This is a genomic window from Streptococcus sp. UBA632 (genome assembly GCF_002300045.1).
In the GTDB taxonomy this organism is placed as follows: domain Bacteria; phylum Bacillota; class Bacilli; order Lactobacillales; family Streptococcaceae; genus Streptococcus; species Streptococcus alactolyticus.
Genome location: NZ_DBPA01000019.1, coordinates 1 through 21,032 on the forward strand (window position 1 = coordinate 1; position 21,032 = coordinate 21,032).

A 21,032-nucleotide genomic window follows, 5' to 3' on the forward strand; every position below is an offset into this window, starting at 1 on the left:
CAATCAATCTCTTTTTAAATGTTATCACTATTCTACCACTTATTAGGCATTAGACAGGCTTTTTGGTTATTCTAATTCTTGATAATGAGCTATAAGTCAAAACTATAACACAAAAAAGCACCGCAAGGGTGCTTTTTTAATATCTTAAGGTAAGTGTAATTTTTGACGCAAGGTTTTGGCGCGTGTTCCGATGAGTTTATCCAGCAAATGAGTGGCTAGGGTCAAAAAACCATAGACAAGGACGCCAATCGCACCAACCAAGGCAATGTAAACCACACTACCAAGACGTGTTGTCGGACTAATGGCAAAATGAAGCCCATAAGCTGCTATAGCCACAACCACACCCATGATAAGCGCTAATAGCGTCATCAAGAGAATCGAACGTCTTAACCCTTGGCGATTAAAGCCAGTCACTTCATGAATACGACGGTACATCAAGACAATGGGCACAGCTAAGCCAATCGCCGTTGAAATCAAAGGACCGTAAGCTTGGAACACATAGATAAATGGAATTTGCAGCACAATCTTCACCACCAAACCATAGACAAAGTAAAGGATAGCTTTGCGAGGTTCAAAGAGGGCTTGAAGCATTGGTGCTAACAAACTGTAAAGAGCTAGGAAAATAACCTGAATCAAGGCCCCCACAAAAAGCCAGAGAGCTGTATTGCTTGGAGCTCCGTAAAAGAGCGTATAGATAGGTTCTGCCAAGATAATGGCTCCAACCAAGGCTGGGAAGAGCACCATCCAAAGCATTTGCAAGTTGTTGACAACTAATTGAGCAGCGGCTTTTTTGTCTTTGTTGACAAAGTTTTCGGTTAATAGGGGAATACCCGCACCTGCGATAGCCGTTGCAATAGACACCAAAATCATCGTAATCTTGTTAGGGTTACTTGATAGAAAAGCGTACAAGATTTGCAGGTCTTTGTTGCTATACGATGTAAAAGATGTCATCGTATTGATGAAGGACATTTGGTCCACAATTTGAAAGAGCTGAATAGCTGCTCCTGTGATGATAAAAGGAATGGCTTCTTTTATTGTTTCAAGGATAAGGGCTTGCGTGTCAACCGTCACGTCGTTGGTATTGCCAGCAAAAATAGCTTGCCATTTGCCTTCTCGCCACAAGAAAACTACCAAAACCAAGACGCTGGCAATCATTCCAATGAAGGCTGCAAAAGTGGATTGCACGACGGCATTCACATAATCTCCAGAGCCGATATTCATGATGATATAGGCAGTGAGCAGCATCCAAATCACGCGGATAATTTGCTCAGCAATTTGGCTCATGGCGTAGGGTTTTAAATTATTGAAACCTTGGAAAAAGCCACGTAAAACACTCATTGAAGGGAAAATCAGCAGGGCCCAAGACAAGCTTTTCATGACACGAACTAAGTCTTCCCCACCACCACTCCAAGCAGCCAGAAGCGGCGAGCCTAGATACATGATGGCTGCAAAAATCAGCCCTAAAATACTGGTTAATTTCAGTATTTTCCGCAGCAAGTGGTAGCTGGTTTCTTCTTGACCAAGGGCATTGTACTTGGAAACCTGTTTGGCAATGGCAACAGGAATTCCTGCCGTTGATATGAGAAGAAAAACGGCATAAATGTTATACCCCATTCCAAAAAGGGCATTGGCTTGTTCGGCGTGCGTTCCCATCCAAGCGTACCAAGGAATAATGTAGAAAGCACCGAGCAGGCGGCTGAGAAAATTGGAAGCCGTCAACCAAGCCGTCCCACGGACCATCTGTTGTTGCTGTGTCGTTGTTGTATTATTTTCAGACATAGTATTCTCTCTAGATGTAAATTTTAAAAATAAGCGTTACGTTTTATTATAAACTTTTGCTTATGACTTGTAAATTAAAGACTTTAAGTCTAAAATAGAACGTATGATTACACTTGAAGAAACCATCCAGATTTTAACCAAAGACCACAATTTTCGTGAGATTATCTTTGGCAATCATTACAGCCTTGATTGGCCTGAAAATCCGCAGTTTAAGCACATCAGCTTTGATAGTAGCGATGTAGACCAAGACACCCTTTTCTTTGCCAAGGGAGCGACGTTTAAAAAAGAATACCTTGAGCAAGCTATTCAAAAAGGGCTAGGCTTTTATGTGAGCCAAGTGGATTATGGTCTTGCGATTCCAGCCATCATCGTGACGGACATCAAAAAAGCCATGAGTTTGATTGCTATGGTCTTTTACGGACACCCTGAAAAACAATTGCATTTGCTGGCATTTACAGGAACGAAGGGCAAGACTACGGCGGCTTATTTTGCCTACCATATTCTAAAACAAAGCCACAAACCAGCCATGCTCTCAACCATGAACACCACGCTTGATGGAAAGACTTTTTTCAAATCGCATCTGACAACTCCTGAGAGCCTTGACCTCTTCAAAATGATGGCGACAGCGGTAGACAACGGCATGACCCATCTCATCATGGAAGTGTCTAGTCAGGCTTATCTTGTTGACCGTGTTTATGGTTTGAGCTTTGATGTGGGCGCTTTTCTCAACATCAGCCCAGACCATATTGGACCTATTGAGCATCCGACCTTTGAGGATTATTTCTACCACAAGCGTCTGTTGATGGCTAATAGCAAAGCGGTTGTGGTCAATGCTGACATGGACCATTTCAAAGTGGTGGCCCAACAAGTGGCTGACAAACCGCATGATTTTTACGGCAAAACGACTGACAATACTATCCACAATAGCAAAGCTTTTGCATTTGACGTGGCAGGAACCTTGGCTGGGCACTACGATATTCAGCTCATTGGTTCATTTAACCAAGAAAATGCCTTGGCAGCTGGACTTGCCTGCCACCGTCTAGGAGCTAGCCTTGATGATATTCAAAAAGGAATTGCTGAAACCAGCGTCCCAGGTCGTATGGAAGTCATCACCCAAGCCAATGGTGCCAAGGTCTTTGTGGACTATGCCCATAACGGAGATAGCCTTGCCAAATTGTTGTCTGTCGTGGAAGAACACCAAAAAGGAAACTTGTATTTGATTTTGGGAGCGACTGGTAATAAAGGGGAAAGTCGCCGAGCTGATTTTGCCCGCATCATCAATGCCCACCCTAATCTACACGTGATTTTGACGGCAGATGACCCTAACTACGAAGACCCGCAAGCTATTGCCGAAGAAATTGCCAGCCAAGTCAACCGTCCGCTTACCATTCAAGTGGACCGTGAAAAAGCTATCGCGCACGCTATGACATTAACAAAAACACAAGATGATGCTGTTATCATTGCAGGAAAAGGGGCTGACGCTTACCAAATCGTCAACGGAGAACACACGCCTTACGCTGGAGATTTGCAAATCGCCAAAAAATACCTTGATTAGAATGATTTTAAGTAAACTTTTGAATGATTCTAACCAAGTAGCAATCATAGAAAAAGCCTTTTCTCAGGCTTTTTTTCTTGTTACAATAAAAAAGACATTTTCTAGAAAGGAGGACTTGTATGTCACAAATTGCTGCTGAAAATATCTCAGTTGCCTATGAGGACAAGCTTATTTTGGACAAGCTATCTGTCACCATTGCCAAGCAAGAAATCACCACGATTATTGGGGCAAATGGTTGCGGCAAATCCACTTTATTAAAAGCCTTGACTCGCATTCACCCTGTGAAATCTGGGCATGTTTTAATTGACGGAGAGTCTATCGTACACTTGCCAACTAAGGAAGTGGCGAAAAAACTAGCCCTGCTTCCACAAATGCTTGAGGCAACGGACGGTATTTCAGTTTATGAATTGGTTTCTTATGGGCGTTTTCCTCACCAAAATTCTTGGGGACGATTGACCAAAGAGGACAAGGACAAAATCAATTGGGCGATGGAGATGACCAAGGTGGCTGACCTTGCTAATGAAAGCGTTGATTCCCTCTCTGGTGGGCAACGGCAATGTGTTTGGATTGCCATGGCTTTGGCACAAGACACCGACACGATTTTTCTGGACGAGCCAACCACTTATCTCGACATGAATCACCAATTGGAAGTCTTGGAATTGCTCAAAAAGCTCAACACTGAAACCAAGAAAACCATTATCATGGTCTTGCACGATTTGAATTTATCCGCACGTTTTTCGGATACCTTAATCGCTATGAAATCTGGAAAAATCGCTTATCACGGCAGCATCACCGATATTATGACGCCAGCTATTTTGCGTGATATTTTCAACATCGATGCCCAGATCGTTCAAGACCCTATCCACAACCGCCCAATATTGCTGACTTATCAGCTGACATAGATTAATCATTTGGAGAATAATATGAAAAAGTTTTTCGTCGCTTTAGCAACATTTCTAGCAACCTTTACACTCGTGGCTTGCCACAAAAATAACTCATCATCTGATACCAAGCAGGCAGACTTGTCTAGCATGCCTAAAATCACTGGCTTCTCTTACGAAGGGGACATTCCCAAAAATCCTAAAAAAGTCGTCAATTTTGCCTATTCTTACACAGGCTACCTCTTGGAACTTGGGGTCAATGTGTCTAGTTATTCCTTAGATTTGGAAAAAAACAACCCTGCTTTTGAAAAACAATTGGATAAGGCTGTGCATCTGACTTCAGATGATACCGAGGCTATCGCTGCGCAAAAGCCTGATTTAATCATTGCCTTTTCAACTGATAGCAACCTCGCTCAATTAAAAGCCATTGCTCCTGTTTTGGTCATTGATTACGGCAAAAACAATTACTTGGAAATGATGACCGCTCTTGGAAAGGTCTTTGACAAAGAAGACAAAGCCAAAGAATGGCTAAACCAGTGGGAAGAAAAAACCAAGGCTACCAAGGAAGAATTGAGCCAATACATCGACCCATCAAGCACCTTTACCATCATGGATTTTTATGATAAGGACATTTACCTTTACGGTAAGAACTGGGGACGTGGTGGAGAACTGATTTATGACGCTCTTGGCTATGCTGCTCCTCAAAAAGTGCAAGAAGACGTCTTTCCTGCAGGCTGGCTAAATATTTCTCAAGAAGTGCTAGGCGATTATGTTGGGGATTATTTGGTGGTTAACACCAGCAAGGACAGCCAAAACGTGGCAGCTTCCCTGAAAGAAAGCGACGTTTGGAACAACCTCTCTGCCGTCAAAAACAAGCACGTCTTAGAAGTCGATGAAAATCTCTTTTATTTCTCAGACCCCTTGTCATTAGACAAACAACTCGACGTTTTCGTGACAGCCATCAAAGAACTCAACGCTTAATCCCTATCAATCCAATGCTTTCTGAAAAGGAAATCTCATGAAACCAATCTCCCTTCTTTTTCAAAAAAATAAAACCGCTGCTACTTGGCTTCTCCTTATCTGCCTCTGCCTACTTTTTGGGCTGGGCTGGTATGGAGAGCTTCGCTTTGGTGCCATCACCTATTCCAATAGCCAGCTCGTTCAAGTGCTCAAGCACCCTTTGACGGATTCGCCAGTGCAAGATGTCATTATTGATTTACGCTTACCAAGAACGCTGGCTGCTATTTTGGTTGGTGCTGCCATGGCGCAAGCTGGGGCAATCATGCAGGGCATCACACGCAATCCCATTGCTGACCCTGGGCTTTTGGGTATCAATGCCGGTGCTGGATTGGCACTGATTGCGGGCTATGCATTTTTGGGGAGTATGCATTATAGCGTGATGTTGGTGCTTTGCCTATTAGGAGCTATTGTAGCGGCACTTTTGGTTTTTGGCTTGGCTTATCGTCCTAGAAAGGGTTACCAGCAACTGCGATTGATTTTGGCAGGGGCTATGGTTGCTATGCTATTGTCAGCTATCGGACAAGCTTTGACCTTGTATTTTGATTTGTCAAAGGCTGTTATTGGCTGGCAGGCTGGTGGCTTGGCTCAGGTCAATTGGAAAATGCTGGGCATTATCGCTCCTGTCATTGTCCTTGGCTTGATTCTAGCCCAAATATTCGCCCATCAATTGACCATTTTAAGCCTTGACGAAACCGTTGCTAAATCTTTAGGGCAAGAAACTTTCTCCATGACCGTGACTTTTCTTGGTATTGTGGTGATTTTGTCTGCTGCTGCAGTTGCCTTGGTGGGAAGTCTTGCTTTCGTAGGCCTTATCATTCCGCATTTTATAAAACTGTTTGTGGCAAAAGATTACCGCCTCATTCTGCCCTTAACAGCTTTTGCAGGTAGCACATTTATGCTGTGGGTGGATTTGGTGAGTCGCGTTATGAATCCACCTGCTGAAACGCCACTCAGCGCTATCATCAGCATCATCGGCTTGCCTTGCTTTTTATGGTTGGTTAGAAAAGGAGAACAAGCATGACTGCAAAACGACCTACTGCTCGTCATTTTATCTTGTTAAGCGTCTTGCTCGTCCTAGCCTTCCTCCTATCTTTGTCGCTTGGGTATGCGCATTCGTCCTTTGGCGACGTCCTTCAAGTCTTTTTAGGGCAGGCCGATCCAACCACTTCACTCATCGTTTTAGACATCCGTTTGCCACGTATTTTGGCTTGTTTGCTGGGAGGTGCCTCGCTGGCTTTGGCAGGGGTATTATTGCAAACGCTGACGCGAAATCCCTTGGCAGACTCAGGTATTTTGGGCATCAATACAGGCGCTGGGCTGGTCATTGCTCTGATGATTGGATTGTTAGACACGAGTCATCCACTGGTTATTGCACTTATGCCATGCTTTGCCATGCTAGGCGGGATGCTAACCATTTGCATCGTTTATCTCGTATCTTATCGGAAAAATCAGCCCATCAATCCAACACGCCTTATTATTGCAGGGGTGGGGATTTCCAGTCTGCTGTCTGGTGTGATGGTGGCTGTCATGGACCAACTTGACCCAAATGAAACGGACTACATCGTTTCTTGGTTAAGCGGGAAGGTGACTGGCGGCAATTGGCAAACGCTGACAATTTTGGCGCCGCTGCTCATTCTCATCTGGCTGGCAACTTACAGCCGTAGTTACGCTTTAAACATCATGACCCTAAACGAAGAAAGCGCACTAGCTTTGGGATTACATCTGAAACGAGAACGCTTCTATATTCTCGTATTAGCCACAGCCTTATCTGCCATTAGCGTGGTACTCGTTGGCAATATCACCTTTGTTGGCTTACTGGCTGGACACATCACGCGCCGCTTTCTAGGCAGCGACCACCGCGTTAGCCTACCTGCCATCATGATAATGGGAATGCTATTGCTCCTAATCGCCGATACCCTTGGCCGTATTTTCTTAGTTGGAACAGGCATTCCCACAGGCATCGTCGTTGCCATCATCGGAGCGCCTTATTTCCTCTACCTCATGTCAAAAACAGCATAAAATCCCTAAACCATCTCGGTCTAGGGATTTTCTTTAGGCTTTGCTAATCAATAGAAGATTTTCCGTGTCAAAAAGCATCTTTAAGACATATTTGCCTTGGTCATTTTTGTGAATGTAACCCAATAACTCCAAGGCTGTGACAAAAATATCAGGGCGTTTTTGGGCCACCTCGTCCTTGCGTGCAAATTTTAAGAGAAATGTTGTCATGTATTTCAAGGCATACTGAGGATTGACATCCCCTAACAAATCATAGAGCGGCTTTTGGGCAGCTGAAAGAGGCAAATTCTCATCCAGCTTGAAAAAGTAATTGGCCAAGGTCAAGTCATCTCGTGCAATACCTGTTTCTTCTCGCACAACCAAGTCGTTGGTTGTATTGGCTAGTTCGGTTTCAAAACGCAGCGCCATAAGCTCAGCAAAAACCTCGCTTTGGTCATCCACAAAAACCTGACTATCTAAGCTCACACAAGCCACATCCTCTAACAAGTCCAAACCAATCGTGTAGCGTTTATTTTCACGGATAATGTACCCTGCCTGAATGTACTCCTCCAACAAACGGTCAATTTTGGTCACCTCGGGAAATGCCGCCTTTATCTGACGCAAGGTCACATCATCGTGCTGGTACAAAAAAGCTACCAAGTCTTTAAAAAAAGCTTGTCGAGTCCATTTATCTGGATTAAATATACGAATCATATCAATTCTCCTACATAGTGTAATAGCTTAGACTGTGCTAATTGGCTGGGATTGGTCCCAGGTTGATTGAATGGCACAGCAAGCCCAAGTTTATCATAATAAGCCTGCCAAAAAGGGGAAATCTCTTGATTGCCATCACCAAACTGCATGGGGATAGGGGGAAAAATAGGCAGAATACTAGCAATATATTGTGAGCAATAATAAGCATCATTGTCGGGGTAAAAGCTGTCATTGTAAGGCTTTCCGAGTAAATTTTCCGCAGCCCTAAAGACCTTTTCCACGTTTATTTGCGGATAGCGATAGACGGCAATTGCCTGCGAATGACTGGCTAAAAAAGCCGCCAAATCTTCCTTAATCACGCCCTTATCTCTCGTGGCATGGTAAATCATGTGGTCAAAATAAATGGCAACATGGCTATACTTTCCTGTTGCCTCTTGAATAGCTTGTGACAGGTCGGACGCATCCTTCACAAAAAGCAAATCCCCCGCCTGCAATTCCTGAATAGTCATAGCCTTATTATAACAAAAAACCAGCCTGACGGCTGTAAAACTTTCTCACTTAAACCGAAACATTGTAGCACGCTCTAGTGATATGCTATAATGCCAGTATGAAAATATTAATTCCTAACGCCAAAGAATTACATACCAACCAAGATGCTTTTCCAAGTCAAAACCTAACTCCTATGAGTCAAACAGTTCTCAAAATCATACGCGAATACGCTGTTGATGACTTGGCCAACTTTTACAAAATTAATTCCAACAAGGCTGACCAAGAATGGCTGCGCTGGAAACGTCTTGCTGACGGGGAAGCCAAAACCTACCACGCATGGCTATTATATGACGGTCTCATGTATCGGTATATGAAACGAACTCAGGTAACCGAATCGGAGCGACATTATCTTGATAACCACCTTCGTATCGCTACTGCCTTATACGGCTTAATCAGTCCCATGACGTTAATCGCACCACATCGCCTTGATTTTCAAGGAAATCTCAAGATTGACAACACATCATTAAAACAATTTTGGAGACAACAATACGACGAAGAAGTCCAAGATGACGAACTCATCATTTCATTACTGTCATCAGAATTTGAGCAAGTTTTCTCTCCAAATATCCGCAAACGCATAGTTAAAATTGTCTTTATGGAAAATAGAAACGGAAAGCCAAAAGTTCATTCAACCATTTCTAAAAAAGGACGTGGTCGTTTGGTCTCACTAATGGCTGAAAAACAAATTGAAACCATTGAGCAAATCAAACACCTAACCTTTGACGGCTTCCAATTCTCACCAGAATTATCCAAAGACCAAACCCTCACCTTTATCCGTGATCAAGAATAACATCCCAAAAATAAAAAGCAAACCAATCAAACCAACGATTCGTTTGCTTTTGTTTTGTTATTCTCTATAATAATATGCTTCTGCAGGAAAGTCAATAAATTGTTGCCCAGCAATCAACCTTGGTTGGGAAGAATCCGAATGATCTCCTTTGGGATTTTTGACACCAGTAGGGTAAACTTCAATAGCAAATCCACCGGGTGCACCGTTAGCTGCACCACATGCTAAGATAACTGTTCCATAAGAACTTTCTCGTGGCGAACTAATATTCATTCCTTCAAGCATTCCTTCATCACTAAATTCAAAAGTTTGCCCCCTACCATTTTTCCATGTTCCAGCTAATGATGTATAATCTCCATTAAGTATCTGGTCAATATTTAAATCACCTGAAGAAGTCTGTTCTGATGCCAAAGGTTGCCAATCCAAAATACTAAAATCAAACTCTTTTTTCCCCTTGATGTCAAAGTAATCCGACAACTCTACATCTCTCCCAATAGGTACATTAGCATTTTTTATTACATCAACACCTCTATTGTCTGCTCTTAGTTGATATTGAGTGTCTTCCATTTGAGTTCCTGTTGACATCCACTTAGCTGTAATAACCGTTCCATCTGTATAAATATTTGCAGCTTCTCTATAACCACCAGCTGACGCAACATAACTTTGTGCCAAATAATCAGCAACACCGTTATTATCATAATAAAGAGCGGCGAATTCAATTGTTCCCGTAGACTCCCAATACCGTCCAGAAAATAGTTCATCCTGTCCATTTCCATCAATATCATAATAAGCATAATGTGTCGCAGGGCTCTCACTGGTATCATTTCTAAGTTTCTCTAGTACAACGTCATAAATACTATTATTACTTGTTACTTCCTCATTACTTTCTGTCTGTGATACAGTTGAACTGCTAGAACTAATCGTCTCACTCGAGTTTGTGTTCCAACTACCACTTACACTTCGACTATCACTCTTTTTAGAACACCCTGACAATAATAAAACCATTATGCCTAGTAAAACAAACTTTTTCATAAACTGACCTTTCCTTAATACTCCTATAAAAATATTACATTATTATTGACGATAATAATAAGCATCACTCGATAAATTATACACACCATTCTGTGTTGGTACAATTCGTGGTTTAGAAGTATCTGAATTGTCACCTTCTGTTTTAAAACCAATCTTAAGTAATGCTATTAAACCTCCCATATAGCCATTACTCATTCCAATATAAGGAACACCATCACTTTCATATCTAAAAGCACCTCCCAAACTTCCTTCGCCCGTCCTTCCGCTTACTGTACTGACAACAGATCCATCTGCTTGAATGACAAGAGTATCACCTCTACCATTAACCCATGTTCCCACTAACGATTCATAATCACCTTTACTGATTGCAGATAAATCAATATCATTTACAGATTGTTGTTCATAATCATATGCTGATTTTATTTGTAGCGCACCCGACCAAACATAACATATTTTTCCATCAACAGATACTTCCCACCAACTTGAAATATCATTATACTTATCACCATTAACGCAATCAGATACTTGGATAATATCACCCTTTCGTCTTGAATCAATAATATCGGAATTTAAGCTTGGTTTAGAACGCAAATTTACCTCATCTGCATTAACAACATATTCTGTTTTATTAGGTTTTCCGTGAAAATAAACCTGTATTGCTGACTGATTTCCTTTTCCTGTTGTCAATACTTTATTTCCTTCATCATTGGTATAGCCATATAATACCTCTGTCGTTTGATCTTCTGAAAATTCAACTGTACCATTAACTCGCTGAATGTCTTCAGAAGAAATATTAATTACAATCTTAATACTCGGCATAACTTCTGTTCGGCTTGGTTCTTCACCATTTACAGTCATATTTCCCGAAGTGATATAGGTTTGGATAGAATCTGGTTCTTCATACTCCTCGATTGTGTACTTTCCTTCCAAAGGATTTCCTTGATTATAAGCCATTAGTTCAGCGCCAGATCTATATAAGATTACTGTTCCATCATTATTCAATGATAATCCGCCAAACATTAATGATGAGGTATTAGATTGAACATAATAATACTTATAGTTTAGGTACCATTCACTATAATCTTTATTCTCTTCCTGCAAGGATACATTACTACTGCTGCTAGAAGTTTGTATTTTTTCGCTACTTTGCGTGGTTGTTTTAGTATCATTTGATTCCTGATGACATCCTACTAATAATAGGCAAGAAAAAAATAAAACAAACTTTTTCATAATAATCCCTCATTTTTCTTTCGTTTTGTACTCATTGTATCATAACAAATGCTCTTCTGAATGGATTATAATAACTTTTTAGAAATAACAAAATCACTAGACTAGACAAACTTAGAAAAAAAGTGAGATACAATAATTATCTCACTTTAGTTTTAATATAAAATTCTAAGATTTTTAGACGACTCACGTCACCTTTTTATTATCCCTTATTAATTAAGCGTTGAAGCTTTCTGTTAATTGTGGGACAACTTGTTTTTTACGTGAAACAGCACCTGCAAGGAATGCGTGGTTATTTTCAAGTTTGAAGTTGAAGGCAGCTTCAACTTTGCCAATGTTTGAACCAAGTGCCAAGATTTCTGAGTTTGAGTTAAGAATATCAGTAATCATAAGTACAAAGTCAGAGTAACCATTTGCAGTATTTGCTGCTGTAATAGCTGCTTCGATTTCTGCTTGGCGTTCAAGAACTTCGTTAATATCAACTGTGTTAACTTGTGCTACACGAACTTGGTTTCCATTAAGTTCAAATGTTTTGGCGTCAATGTCAATCAATTCTTCAGCAGATTTTGTTGCCAAGTTTGTACCAGCTTTAAGCAAAGCCAAACCATATTCTTCAAGGTTTACACCTGCGATTTCTGCCAAGTCAGCAGCAACAGCTGGGTCTGTGGCATGAGTTGTTGGTGATTTAAGAAGAAGGGTATCTGAAATCAAACCAGACAAAAGCAAACCAGCCATTTCTTTAGGAATAACAACGTTATTTTCTTTGTATAGGCGGTAAACGATTGATGAAGCTGAACCAACTGGTTCTAAACGCATGTAAAGTGGGTTAGCTGTTTCAAAATTTGCAACACGGTGGTGATCAACAACTTCGATAACTTCAACGTCACGAATATCAGAGATTGATTGTTGGAATTCGTTGTGGTCTGTCAAAATAACTTGGTCAGCCCCTTCAGCTTTTGCAGATTCCACAACGCGTGGTGCTTCTACGCCAAAGTAGTCTAAAGCAAAAGCAGTTTCTTCATTTGGAGTGCCTAGGGCAACACCTTCAGCATCAACACCAAGTTCACGTTTCAAATATGCATAAGCAACTGATGAACCGATAGCATCAGAGTCTGGATTTTGGTGACCAAAAACTAAAATTTTAGACATGTTTTCTACCTCATCATTATTATTTTACTTCTCTCTCATTTTAGCAAAAAAAGGCAAAAAAGGCTATATGCGAGGCGTAATACTTTCAACTTCCTAGAAGGTTGCAACAAAAGAAAAAACTCCTAGGTCAGTAATTCTCTGACTATAGAAGTTCTTAGTTTTCCTCTGTGTCCTCTTTGGAAGTTGGTGCTTGTTCTTCAGAAGCTGAAGCGTCATCGGTAGCTTTAGTTTCTGTTTGTTTGGTTTTTTCTTGTGCCAAAGCCAAACGCAACAAACGTTCTTCTTCCTCGCGGTTTTCACGATTTTGTGTGGCTTTCTTTTCCTTACGGTAAGCCATGTAGCGTCGGCTGTTATCCACCAAATGCAAACTCCGAACGCCCTTGACCAATAACCACCATACAAAAACGATAAGCGATTCTAGCAGCAGCAAAAACTCAATCAAAATGACGCCAATTAAACTCCACGCCATAAAGAGAGTTACGAGCAACTGCGAAAAGATTTTCTTGAGATTGCCCAAATCATTATTGTGGATGGCTAGGGTTTCTAAAAAGAGGTTCAAAATGCCCTGTAAAAGAGCTGATTTGGTCGAAGCCTCGTCATCCACAACCTCATCTGTGGCTTTTTGGCTAGGCAAAACCACTACGATATCTCCATCTTGAATATAATCAACCGTATCACCCAATTTAATATCAAAATCAAATAAATCACGCGCCACTTTTTTAATCTTACCATCTTGAATCAGGTAAACAAAGGCCTCATCAAATTTTAAAACTTTGTAACTATTCATGCTTTTTTCACCTTATGCTATAACTTATCAAAGTTTTGAGGCAATGTCAATATCTCATTGGTGGATGCGTTTCATGTACTCGGTATAAGATTCGGTGTGCATCAATTCTTTGGCATTTTGGACGCGTTCCTTGGTTGGCGGTTTGACGCCTTCAAGGGTATAAGGAATCCCCAATTCACGCCACTTAAACTCACCCAAGGTATGATAAGGCAAGATTTCAAACTTATCCACATTTTTCAGCGTCGCGACAAATTTTCCTAGCTCAATCAAATCCTCATCAAAATCCGTCAAGCCAGGTACTAGCACATGGCGAATCCACACTGGCACTCCCTTGTCAGACAAGTAGCGTGCGAAGGCTAAAATATTAGTGTTAGGTTGACGCGTCACCACGATGTGTTGTTTGGGATTGATTTCCTTCAAATCCAACAAGACCAAATCTGTCACTGCTAACAACTTATCCACAACCTCGTGGTATTCTGGCGTATCGCGAAAACTAAATCCACACGTATCCAAGGTACAATGAATCCCCATAGCTTTAGCCTTGGTAAAGAGAGCCGTCACAAAATCAATTTGCAACATAGCCTCACCACCAGAAACAGTAATCCCTCCATTTTTCCCCCAATAATGGCGGTAACGAAGGGCTTCTTCTAACACATCATCAACCGTGCGTTCTCTTGATTTGTTGGTTTCCATTGCCCAGGTATCAGGGTTGTGGCAATACTGGCAGCGCATCTTGCAGCCCTGCATGAAAATCACAAATCGAACCCCTGGCCCATCAACAGAACCGAAACTCTCTGTGGAATGCACCATTCCTGTTACTTTACCATAATCTATTTCTGTCATTGTCATTTCCTTTGTAACCGTTTTTCTAATATTATTATAGCATTTTCATAAGAAAAAAGACTAAGGTTTAGCTTAGTCTTCTTCAATACTCTGTTCTATATCAGAAAAGACAACCTTCAATTTCGTGACACGGCCATCTTTCACTTTATCGTTGGTAATAGCAATATGTTTTTCTTTGGTGTCGATTTCAAAGGTTTCACGACTCTCTTGGGTTGGGATATTGCCCACACCTGTCAGGTAGAAACCAGCAATGGTATCCACATCATCGCTTTCTAGCTGCACATCAAAATAATCGTTAAACTCGTTTAGAGTCATTGTCCCAAGAACAATATAGGTATTGTCACCAATTTCGCGAACAAATTGTTCAGCCATATCGGTTTCATCATCGATTTCACCGACAATTTCTTCAAGAAGGTCTTCTAAGGTGACCAAACCAGAAACCCCACCGTACTCATCTAGCAAGATAGCCATTCGATTTTGGGTATTACGCAATTGACGCAACAAATCATCCACAAAGATAGTTTCTGGAACAAACAAAGGTTCTTGTAAAATCTTACGCAAATCCACTTTGTCAAATCCATCGCAAAAACCAGCAGCTAACAAACGTTTGGTATGCAAGATACCGATAATCTTGTCCTTATCGTCGTCATAGACTGGGATACGTGAAAAGTTTTGTTTCAGAATTTCTTGAATATTGTCTTGGGTATCGTCGTTAATGTCAATCATGAAGGAGTCGGTACGGGGCACCATCACTTCACGCGCCATCAATTCATCCAAAGAGAAAACACCTTGGAGCATCTCAATTTCTTCTGCGCCTAACGTTTCTTCACTATTAGACAACATATAAGCAATCTCATCACGGGTCATCTTCTCATCTGCATCGTCAAATTGCATTGGAGTCAGACGCGACAAGAGATTGGTTGATGCTGAGAGTAGCCAAACAAACGGACTTACAATTTTTCCTATTAAGATAATGACTGGGGCAGAAACAACCGCTAAATTTTCCTTGAGGTTGAGGGCAATTCGTTTAGGGTAAAGCTCACCAAGAACAATGGAAATATAGGTCAAAAAGACAAGTGAAATCACACTACCTGCCGTTTGGGCCCAAACAAAATTACCAAACCAAGACGCAATCACACTTCCTAGAGAAGCTGACAAGCTCGCACCTTGGAGCAGACCAATAAAGGTAATACCAACTTGGATGGTTGATAAGAAATTGTTGGGATTGTCCAGAACAGACAATAATCTTGTATATCTCCGGTCGCCTTCTGCTGTTTTTTGCTCAACACGGGAACGGTTTAGGGAAACTAAAGCCATCTCAGAAGCTGAGAAAAAGGCATTTAGGAGCGTCAAAATCAATAATAAAACAAATTGTAACGCTAAGTTCTGACTGGGGTCTTCCATATTACATGTACTCCTGTTCTTCAAAAACTAATATGAATAAATCACTGCATCAAAATAATACAGTGATTATATTATAACATATTTTATTTTTTATGTAATCATTACTGAATAATAACGTGATTATAAGGTTCGGCTAGGTCATCTTTGAGGGAATAACTTTCAAGTTTGTTAACATTGCGGCGTAAAAAGGTCGCATAACTTGGGGTAATGTCCCCACGGCTTTCGTACTCCGCAATGACTTTTCGCTCCAAATAATAGCCACGCAACATTTCATCAATATTGTCTGAGCGCATATGGGCGATAACACGTTCGACAAAAACACCTGTTTCGATGATTTCGACTTCCTGCAAGCGAGAGCGTTTCATAAAGGCAATCAAATCGCTGTTGTAAACCCCTTCCAAATCTTGCAGACCTTCTAGCACCAATTCGGTATTGCTGAGGTAGAGTTCAGTCAGGCGTTCTCGATTTTCTTCGGTCAAGCGAATTTCTCTTGGCTGCCCTGACAAGAAACGACGCAAGGTCGGCCACAAGCTCAAACTTTCCCGAATCAAACGGCGAATGCCTCGCATGCTAATGGTAAAGAAATACGTAAAGGTCGAGATGAAACCACGGTTGATTTGACGTTCTAGATTTTGCAAATAACGTTGGTACAAGCGGTATTCCACCAACTCAATGCGGCCTTCTGAAAAGGCATGTTCCAAACCGTCACTTTCAATTCCTAAAATCATCAAACGCAAATACACCAATTCCCGTTTGACACTCGTGGGTTCTTGTTCCAAAACCAAGTGCTTGATACGGCTATTGTAATTGTCAATAGCGGCATACAGGGCTCCTTTGTCTTCGTCTTTAGTGTTTTTCAAATCATCTTCCAAGGTTTGCACCACCTCGTGCAAAATGGCGATTTGCGTGAGGTAATCGGTCTTTTCTTCACCATCTGAACTCTGAGCAAGATAAGGTAAAACCACCAAGCCCGTCACAAAACTCAATAAGGTAACCGCTGCTACGGTAAACAAAATCAAACTGTAAGCATAAGCGTTGAATTGTGGCAAAAGCAAAATGGTCGCCATAGATACCGTTCCTTTAACACCTGAAAAGGTCAAAAGGAGAATTTCTCTGATTGCTGCTCTTAGCGAACGCACCATGGTACGGTAATGAAAAGCATAGTAAAGGCTAATCATCACAAAACGCACTAAAAAGAGCAAGACCGTCACCGTCAAAACGATAGCCAGCAAACGGTAATTGTTGACTAGAGGATTGACCAAGGCTGGCTCAACGATGCGGGTTAATTCGTAACCAAAGACCGTAAAAACCAAGCCGTTTAGCATAAAGCTGACTGTTTCCCAAATAATCTGACTAACGCGGTCCAACTCAACATCAAATAGCCGAATGCGTTTGAAACGGCGGGCTTGAGATAACCCCGCAATAACCACGGCGATGATACCTGACACCCCAAAAAGACTGGCAACAAAATAAGACACAATTGGCAGGGATAATTCTAGCAACAGCGCCCCTGTCACGTCTGCAATATCAATCTTTTCAAGGAAAGACAAAACGCCACGGTTTAGCAAGGCAAATAAGATACCGACTAAAATACCGCCGATAATAGCCCAAAAGAGGCTAAAACTCGCCGTAAGCAACGAAAAGGTTCCCGTCATCAAAGCCGCAACGGCAAATTCAAAGGAAATCAAACCGCTGGCGTCATTTAAGAGCCCTTCTAGGGTCAGGATAGACTCCACTCGTTTGGGAAATTTAAACCGTTTGGCAATGGAAAGAAAGGCGACGGCATCTGTTGGGGCTAAAGCAGCTCCCAAGGCAAAACTAGCTGCCAAGGGAATATCAACTGGCAATAATTTTCCAGTCACATAACCAACGGTCAACATGGTGATAAACACCGTTGGCAAAATCAAATAAGCCAAGATGGACTTGTATTTGACAAAGGTCATGACATCACTTTCTTGCCCCTCACAAAAGTTCAGCGGACCAATAACCAAAGCCAAAAACAGCTCCGAATTGAGTGTTAATGTGCTTTCTCTAGCTAAAACACCCACCAAAATTCCCAAGACAATCTGAATAAAAGGCAAGGGAATTTTAGGGTATAGACGATTGATGATATTAGATACAATCAGCATTAAGAAAAATGCGATAAGTAAGATAGAACTCTCGATAACCATCACCTCTGATTCTTATTTTTGCAAACAATTCACCATAAATTGTTCCTTTTGTTTGGCAATTTTTTGGTCAATTCGTGTGACATCTCTGCCCTCTCTCAAGCAAATGCAGCGCTCTTTTTCCAAGTTTGCCAATCTTCTTTTGATAAGCAAAACACGGTCGCTCACTTCTTCTAAAGTGTAAACGGTTGGCGTTTCTGTTTCCAAGTATTTTTGGTGCATACGCTGAATGGTTTCATGAACCGTTAGGGGGTGCATAAATTAGTCCTCTTTCACTTTCTTTAATTTTTCAATCATCACAAGAAAAGGTGGTTGATTGATTTGATTTAATGGTTGGTACAACATCGCTGTAAAGAGCCTTTGGTCAAGGTTTTGCACAAAGTGCAACACAGCATCTTTTTCTTGGTCACCGCCCTCATGTCCATAATAAATCATGATGGCTAGGCGACCGCCAACTTCGAGCTGGGCCAAGATTTTCTCAATAGCCACAAGGGTTGTGTCGGGCTTTGTAACCACTGTTTTATCAGCACTTGGTAAATAACCCAAGTTGAAAATAGCCGCACGGATAGGCTCTGTGACGTACTGGTCCACCTGCTCATGCCCCGCTAAAATCAAGTGGGCATTGCAGATACCTGCTTTTTCCAAACGCTGGGCCGTACTTTTTAGGGCTTGTTCTTGAATATCAAAAGCATAAACGTTTTTTGACAAGCCAGCCAAAAAGGCTGTGTCATTGCCATTTCCCATGGTTGCATCCACAGCAATGGCTTCTTTATCTAAAACTTTCGCCAAAAAGGTATGTGACACCTGCAAAGGACGTTTTATCATACAGACACCTCTTGATTTTCTAGCTTGCAGCCTTGATAACTGCCTCGGCGCTCCATTTCTTCGTCAATGGCGTTTAAAACTTCCCATTTTTTAAGGCTCCACATTGGCCCAATAAGCATATCGCGCGGGGCATCACCCGTAATTCGGTGAATGATGATAGATTTTGGAATGATTTCCAATTGATTGCAAATGATTTGGACATATTCGTCCATTGAGAGCAATTTCAGACGCCCTTCGTGATAATCGCGTTGCATTCTGGTATTGGTCATGAGATGCAATAAATGCAGTTTAATGCCGTCAATATCGTTATCCGTCACGCAACGTCTGACATTTTCCAGCATCATCTCAGGCGTTTCCCCTGGCAAGCCATTGATTAAATGCGACACGATTTCCACCTTGGGAGCTTGTTGGTGTAGGCGTTTGACCGTTTCCACGTACAATTGGTAAGTGTGGGCTCGGTTGATGAGCTGGGACGTTTTTTCATAAGTGGTCTGTAAGCCTAGCTCAACAGTCACATGCATGCGCTCAGACAATTCCGCCAAATAAGCAATGGTTTCATCTGGCAAACAATCTGGACGAGTCCCAATGTTAATACCGACCACGCCAGGTTCATTGATGGCTTGCTCGTAACGCTCTCGAATCACTTCAACCCTATCATGGGTGTTGGTGAAATTTTGAAAATACACCAAATATTTCTGAACGCTGGGCCATTTACGATGCATAAAATCAATTTCTTTATAAAATTGGTCGCGAATCGGTGCCTCAGGGGCAACGATGGCATCACCTGAACCCGATACCGTACAAAAAGTACACCCACCGTGGGCTACCGTTCCATCACGGTTGGGACAATCAAAGCCCGCATCAATGGGAACTTTGAAAATCTTCTCCCCAAAAAGCTGACGATAATAATCATTTAATGTATTATAACGTTTTTTCATAGCACCTATTATAACATTTTACAAAAAACAAACAAACTCTTATTGCTTACTTTAATTCATCGAAAAAAGACCCAAAAGGTCTTTCCATCTTATGATGTTTTTTAATCTTGTTTGCCTTGGAAACGCCATTCAAATCGTTTTTCGGCATAAAAAGGATAGACGAATAAAACGATAGTAAAGGCTAAGAGCCAGCCACCCAAGATATCTGATGGGTAGTGTACCCCTAGATAAATGCGTGACAAGGCAGTGGCAAAAGCCAAGGCGATGAATAGCACTTGCAAGCAACGTTTAGCAAAGGTCTGTGTTAGGTGTTGGTTGACAATAACGACCAAGCTAAGGGCAACAACCATGGTTGCTGCTGCGTGCCAACTTGGGAATGAAGCTCCCATTGGCTTGGCAATAAGATAAGGAATATCTGGACGTGGGCGGTTGTAAAGGTATTTAAAACCTGTTGATAAAACGCCCATCAACAAGAGGTTACCAACCAATAAGAAAGCTTCCATCTTCCATTTCTTCCAAACATAAAAGAGAGAAGCGAGGGCAAAAACATAGATAAAGATATAGATTTCATGCCCAAAGTTGGTAATGATTTTGAAAAATGCGATCCAGTGCCGAGGCAAATCCGCACGCAAAGCGATTTGAATATCAGCATCAATACGGACTAAATCTGCTGGGTAAAATTTCACCAAGTAGCCTAGCATCATGAAAAGGACTAATGCAAATGAGCCACCTAGAAAATAAGATTGTTTATGTTTCATCATAAGAGTCATTATACCACAAAAAATGGGTTAGAGTTTAAGAAAGGTGATGCATCGGTACAAAAGGAAAAAGCAAACCGAGAAAATCACCCCTTCAATGAGGTTAAACGGAATAACCATAGCAAATAAATAATTGCCCAGTCCCAAAACAGCCTGAATATCAAAATTCGCAAACATGGCGTAAAATGGCACGGCATAGATATAATTTAAGCAGAACATGGCAACTGTCAAACCAAGTGTTCCTACAACAGAGGCAATGATGTAATTTTTAGTTGTTCGTTTCTTATTCCACAGCAAAGCCAAGGCTAAGACAAACACACCAAGAGCCACCACATTCATGGGTAAGCCAATCAGACTGGAAATGCCCCCATTATTAAGCAAGAGCTTTAAAAAGGTCCGCAGCACTAAAATGCACATAGCGCTTCTTAAATCCAAAACCACCAAGCCTATCAAAATAGGCATAATGGAAAAATCAAACTGCAAAAAGCTTGCTGCTGGAATTAAAGGAAATTGCACATACATCAGCAAAAAGGAAAGGGCTGATAAAATGGCAATATACGACAGTTTTCTTGTCCTAGACATTGTGTTAAACATAAAAAATTCCTCCAATTTTTTCAAATT

General features: G+C 41.4%; 21 protein-coding genes. 6 read left to right on the forward strand and 15 right to left on the reverse strand.

Features of this window, described 5'->3' with window-relative positions:
* Nucleotides 1-144 precede the first annotated feature (144 nt).
* The gene (locus tag B3473_RS02185; RefSeq protein WP_154454555.1) at nucleotides 145-1,779 is read right to left on the reverse strand and encodes a putative polysaccharide biosynthesis protein; all 1,635 of its coding nucleotides are present in this window, start codon (nucleotides 1,777-1,779) and stop codon (nucleotides 145-147) included.
* 103 nt (nucleotides 1,780-1,882) lie between these two features.
* Between B3473_RS02185 and B3473_RS02190 the strand changes: the two genes are divergently transcribed.
* From B3473_RS02190 to B3473_RS02210, 5 genes are all read left to right on the forward strand, one after another.
* Nucleotides 1,883-3,334, forward strand: coding sequence for a UDP-N-acetylmuramoyl-L-alanyl-D-glutamate--L-lysine ligase (locus tag B3473_RS02190; protein ID WP_235280827.1), 1,452 nt, complete (start codon nucleotides 1,883-1,885; stop codon nucleotides 3,332-3,334).
* 119 nt (nucleotides 3,335-3,453) lie between these two features.
* The gene (locus tag B3473_RS02195) at nucleotides 3,454-4,236 is read left to right on the forward strand and encodes an ABC transporter ATP-binding protein (protein ID WP_154454553.1); all 783 of its coding nucleotides are present in this window, start codon (nucleotides 3,454-3,456) and stop codon (nucleotides 4,234-4,236) included.
* A gap of 21 nt (nucleotides 4,237-4,257) precedes the next feature.
* Nucleotides 4,258-5,196: an ABC transporter substrate-binding protein gene (locus tag B3473_RS02200; RefSeq protein WP_154454552.1), complete on the forward strand. Its 939-nt coding sequence runs from the start codon at nucleotides 4,258-4,260 to the stop codon at nucleotides 5,194-5,196.
* A gap of 37 nt (nucleotides 5,197-5,233) precedes the next feature.
* Nucleotides 5,234-6,256: a FecCD family ABC transporter permease gene (locus B3473_RS02205; RefSeq protein WP_154454551.1), complete on the forward strand. Its 1,023-nt coding sequence runs from the start codon at nucleotides 5,234-5,236 to the stop codon at nucleotides 6,254-6,256.
* The gene (locus B3473_RS02210; RefSeq protein ID WP_154454550.1) at nucleotides 6,253-7,254 is read left to right on the forward strand and encodes a FecCD family ABC transporter permease; all 1,002 of its coding nucleotides are present in this window, start codon (nucleotides 6,253-6,255) and stop codon (nucleotides 7,252-7,254) included. Before B3473_RS02205 ends, B3473_RS02210 begins: the two co-directional genes overlap by 4 nt.
* Nucleotides 7,255-7,287: 33 nt before the next feature.
* On the opposite strand, the gene B3473_RS02215 is transcribed toward B3473_RS02210, so the two are convergent.
* Together B3473_RS02215 and B3473_RS02220 are read right to left on the reverse strand one after the other, a co-directional pair.
* Nucleotides 7,288-7,944, reverse strand: a complete 657-nt coding sequence (locus tag B3473_RS02215) for a DUF1803 domain-containing protein (protein ID WP_154454549.1) — start codon at nucleotides 7,942-7,944, stop codon at nucleotides 7,288-7,290.
* Nucleotides 7,941-8,453, reverse strand: a complete 513-nt coding sequence (locus tag B3473_RS02220) for a YiiX/YebB-like N1pC/P60 family cysteine hydrolase (protein WP_154454548.1) — start codon at nucleotides 8,451-8,453, stop codon at nucleotides 7,941-7,943. Before B3473_RS02220 ends, B3473_RS02215 begins: the two co-directional genes overlap by 4 nt.
* A 98-nt stretch (nucleotides 8,454-8,551) precedes the next feature.
* Here B3473_RS02220 and yaaA point away from each other — a divergent pair, with 98 nt between their 5' ends.
* Complete coding sequence (gene yaaA, locus B3473_RS02225) at nucleotides 8,552-9,283, forward strand: peroxide stress protein YaaA (RefSeq protein ID WP_235280825.1); 732 nt, start codon at nucleotides 8,552-8,554, stop codon at nucleotides 9,281-9,283.
* 57 nt (nucleotides 9,284-9,340) lie between these two features.
* On the opposite strand, the gene B3473_RS02230 is transcribed toward yaaA, so the two are convergent.
* The 12 genes from B3473_RS02230 to B3473_RS02285 form a co-directional block, all read right to left on the reverse strand.
* The gene (locus B3473_RS02230) at nucleotides 9,341-10,312 is read right to left on the reverse strand and encodes a DUF6287 domain-containing protein (protein WP_154454546.1); all 972 of its coding nucleotides are present in this window, start codon (nucleotides 10,310-10,312) and stop codon (nucleotides 9,341-9,343) included.
* Between the two features lie 42 nt (nucleotides 10,313-10,354).
* Entirely contained in the window at nucleotides 10,355-11,542 is a 1,188-nt protein-coding gene (locus B3473_RS02235) for a DUF6287 domain-containing protein (protein ID WP_235300283.1), read from the reverse strand.
* A 213-nt stretch (nucleotides 11,543-11,755) separates the two neighbouring features.
* Nucleotides 11,756-12,688, reverse strand: coding sequence for a manganese-dependent inorganic pyrophosphatase (locus B3473_RS02240; protein ID WP_154454545.1), 933 nt, complete (start codon nucleotides 12,686-12,688; stop codon nucleotides 11,756-11,758).
* Between the two features lie 154 nt (nucleotides 12,689-12,842).
* Entirely contained in the window at nucleotides 12,843-13,475 is a 633-nt protein-coding gene (locus B3473_RS02245; RefSeq protein ID WP_154454544.1) for a hypothetical protein, read from the reverse strand.
* A 54-nt stretch (nucleotides 13,476-13,529) separates the two neighbouring features.
* The gene (gene pflA, locus B3473_RS02250) at nucleotides 13,530-14,324 is read right to left on the reverse strand and encodes a pyruvate formate-lyase-activating protein (protein WP_206148149.1); all 795 of its coding nucleotides are present in this window, start codon (nucleotides 14,322-14,324) and stop codon (nucleotides 13,530-13,532) included.
* Between the two features lie 66 nt (nucleotides 14,325-14,390).
* Nucleotides 14,391-15,722, reverse strand: coding sequence for a hemolysin family protein (locus tag B3473_RS02255; RefSeq protein WP_154454542.1), 1,332 nt, complete (start codon nucleotides 15,720-15,722; stop codon nucleotides 14,391-14,393).
* 101 nt (nucleotides 15,723-15,823) lie between these two features.
* Nucleotides 15,824-17,887, reverse strand: coding sequence for a cation:proton antiporter (locus B3473_RS02260; protein WP_293651152.1), 2,064 nt, complete (start codon nucleotides 17,885-17,887; stop codon nucleotides 15,824-15,826).
* Nucleotides 17,888-17,905: 18 nt separating this feature from the next.
* The gene (locus tag B3473_RS02265; RefSeq protein ID WP_154454541.1) at nucleotides 17,906-18,148 is read right to left on the reverse strand and encodes a hypothetical protein; all 243 of its coding nucleotides are present in this window, start codon (nucleotides 18,146-18,148) and stop codon (nucleotides 17,906-17,908) included.
* Nucleotides 18,149-18,151: 3 nt separating this feature from the next.
* Nucleotides 18,152-18,715 carry a tRNA (mnm(5)s(2)U34)-methyltransferase gene (locus B3473_RS02270; protein WP_293651137.1) on the reverse strand — a complete coding sequence of 188 codons (564 nt, stop codon included), beginning with the start codon at nucleotides 18,713-18,715 and terminating at the stop codon, nucleotides 18,152-18,154.
* Nucleotides 18,712-19,653 (reverse strand): TIGR01212 family radical SAM protein, encoded by a 942-nt coding sequence (locus B3473_RS02275; protein ID WP_154454539.1) that lies wholly within the window; start codon nucleotides 19,651-19,653, stop codon nucleotides 18,712-18,714. Before B3473_RS02275 ends, B3473_RS02270 begins: the two co-directional genes overlap by 4 nt.
* 101 nt (nucleotides 19,654-19,754) lie before the next feature.
* Nucleotides 19,755-20,411, reverse strand: a complete 657-nt coding sequence (locus tag B3473_RS02280; protein ID WP_154454586.1) for a phosphatase PAP2 family protein — start codon at nucleotides 20,409-20,411, stop codon at nucleotides 19,755-19,757.
* 30 nt (nucleotides 20,412-20,441) lie between these two features.
* Nucleotides 20,442-21,005: an ECF transporter S component gene (locus B3473_RS02285; protein ID WP_168260433.1), complete on the reverse strand. Its 564-nt coding sequence runs from the start codon at nucleotides 21,003-21,005 to the stop codon at nucleotides 20,442-20,444.
* Between the last annotated feature and the right edge of the window lie 27 nt (nucleotides 21,006-21,032).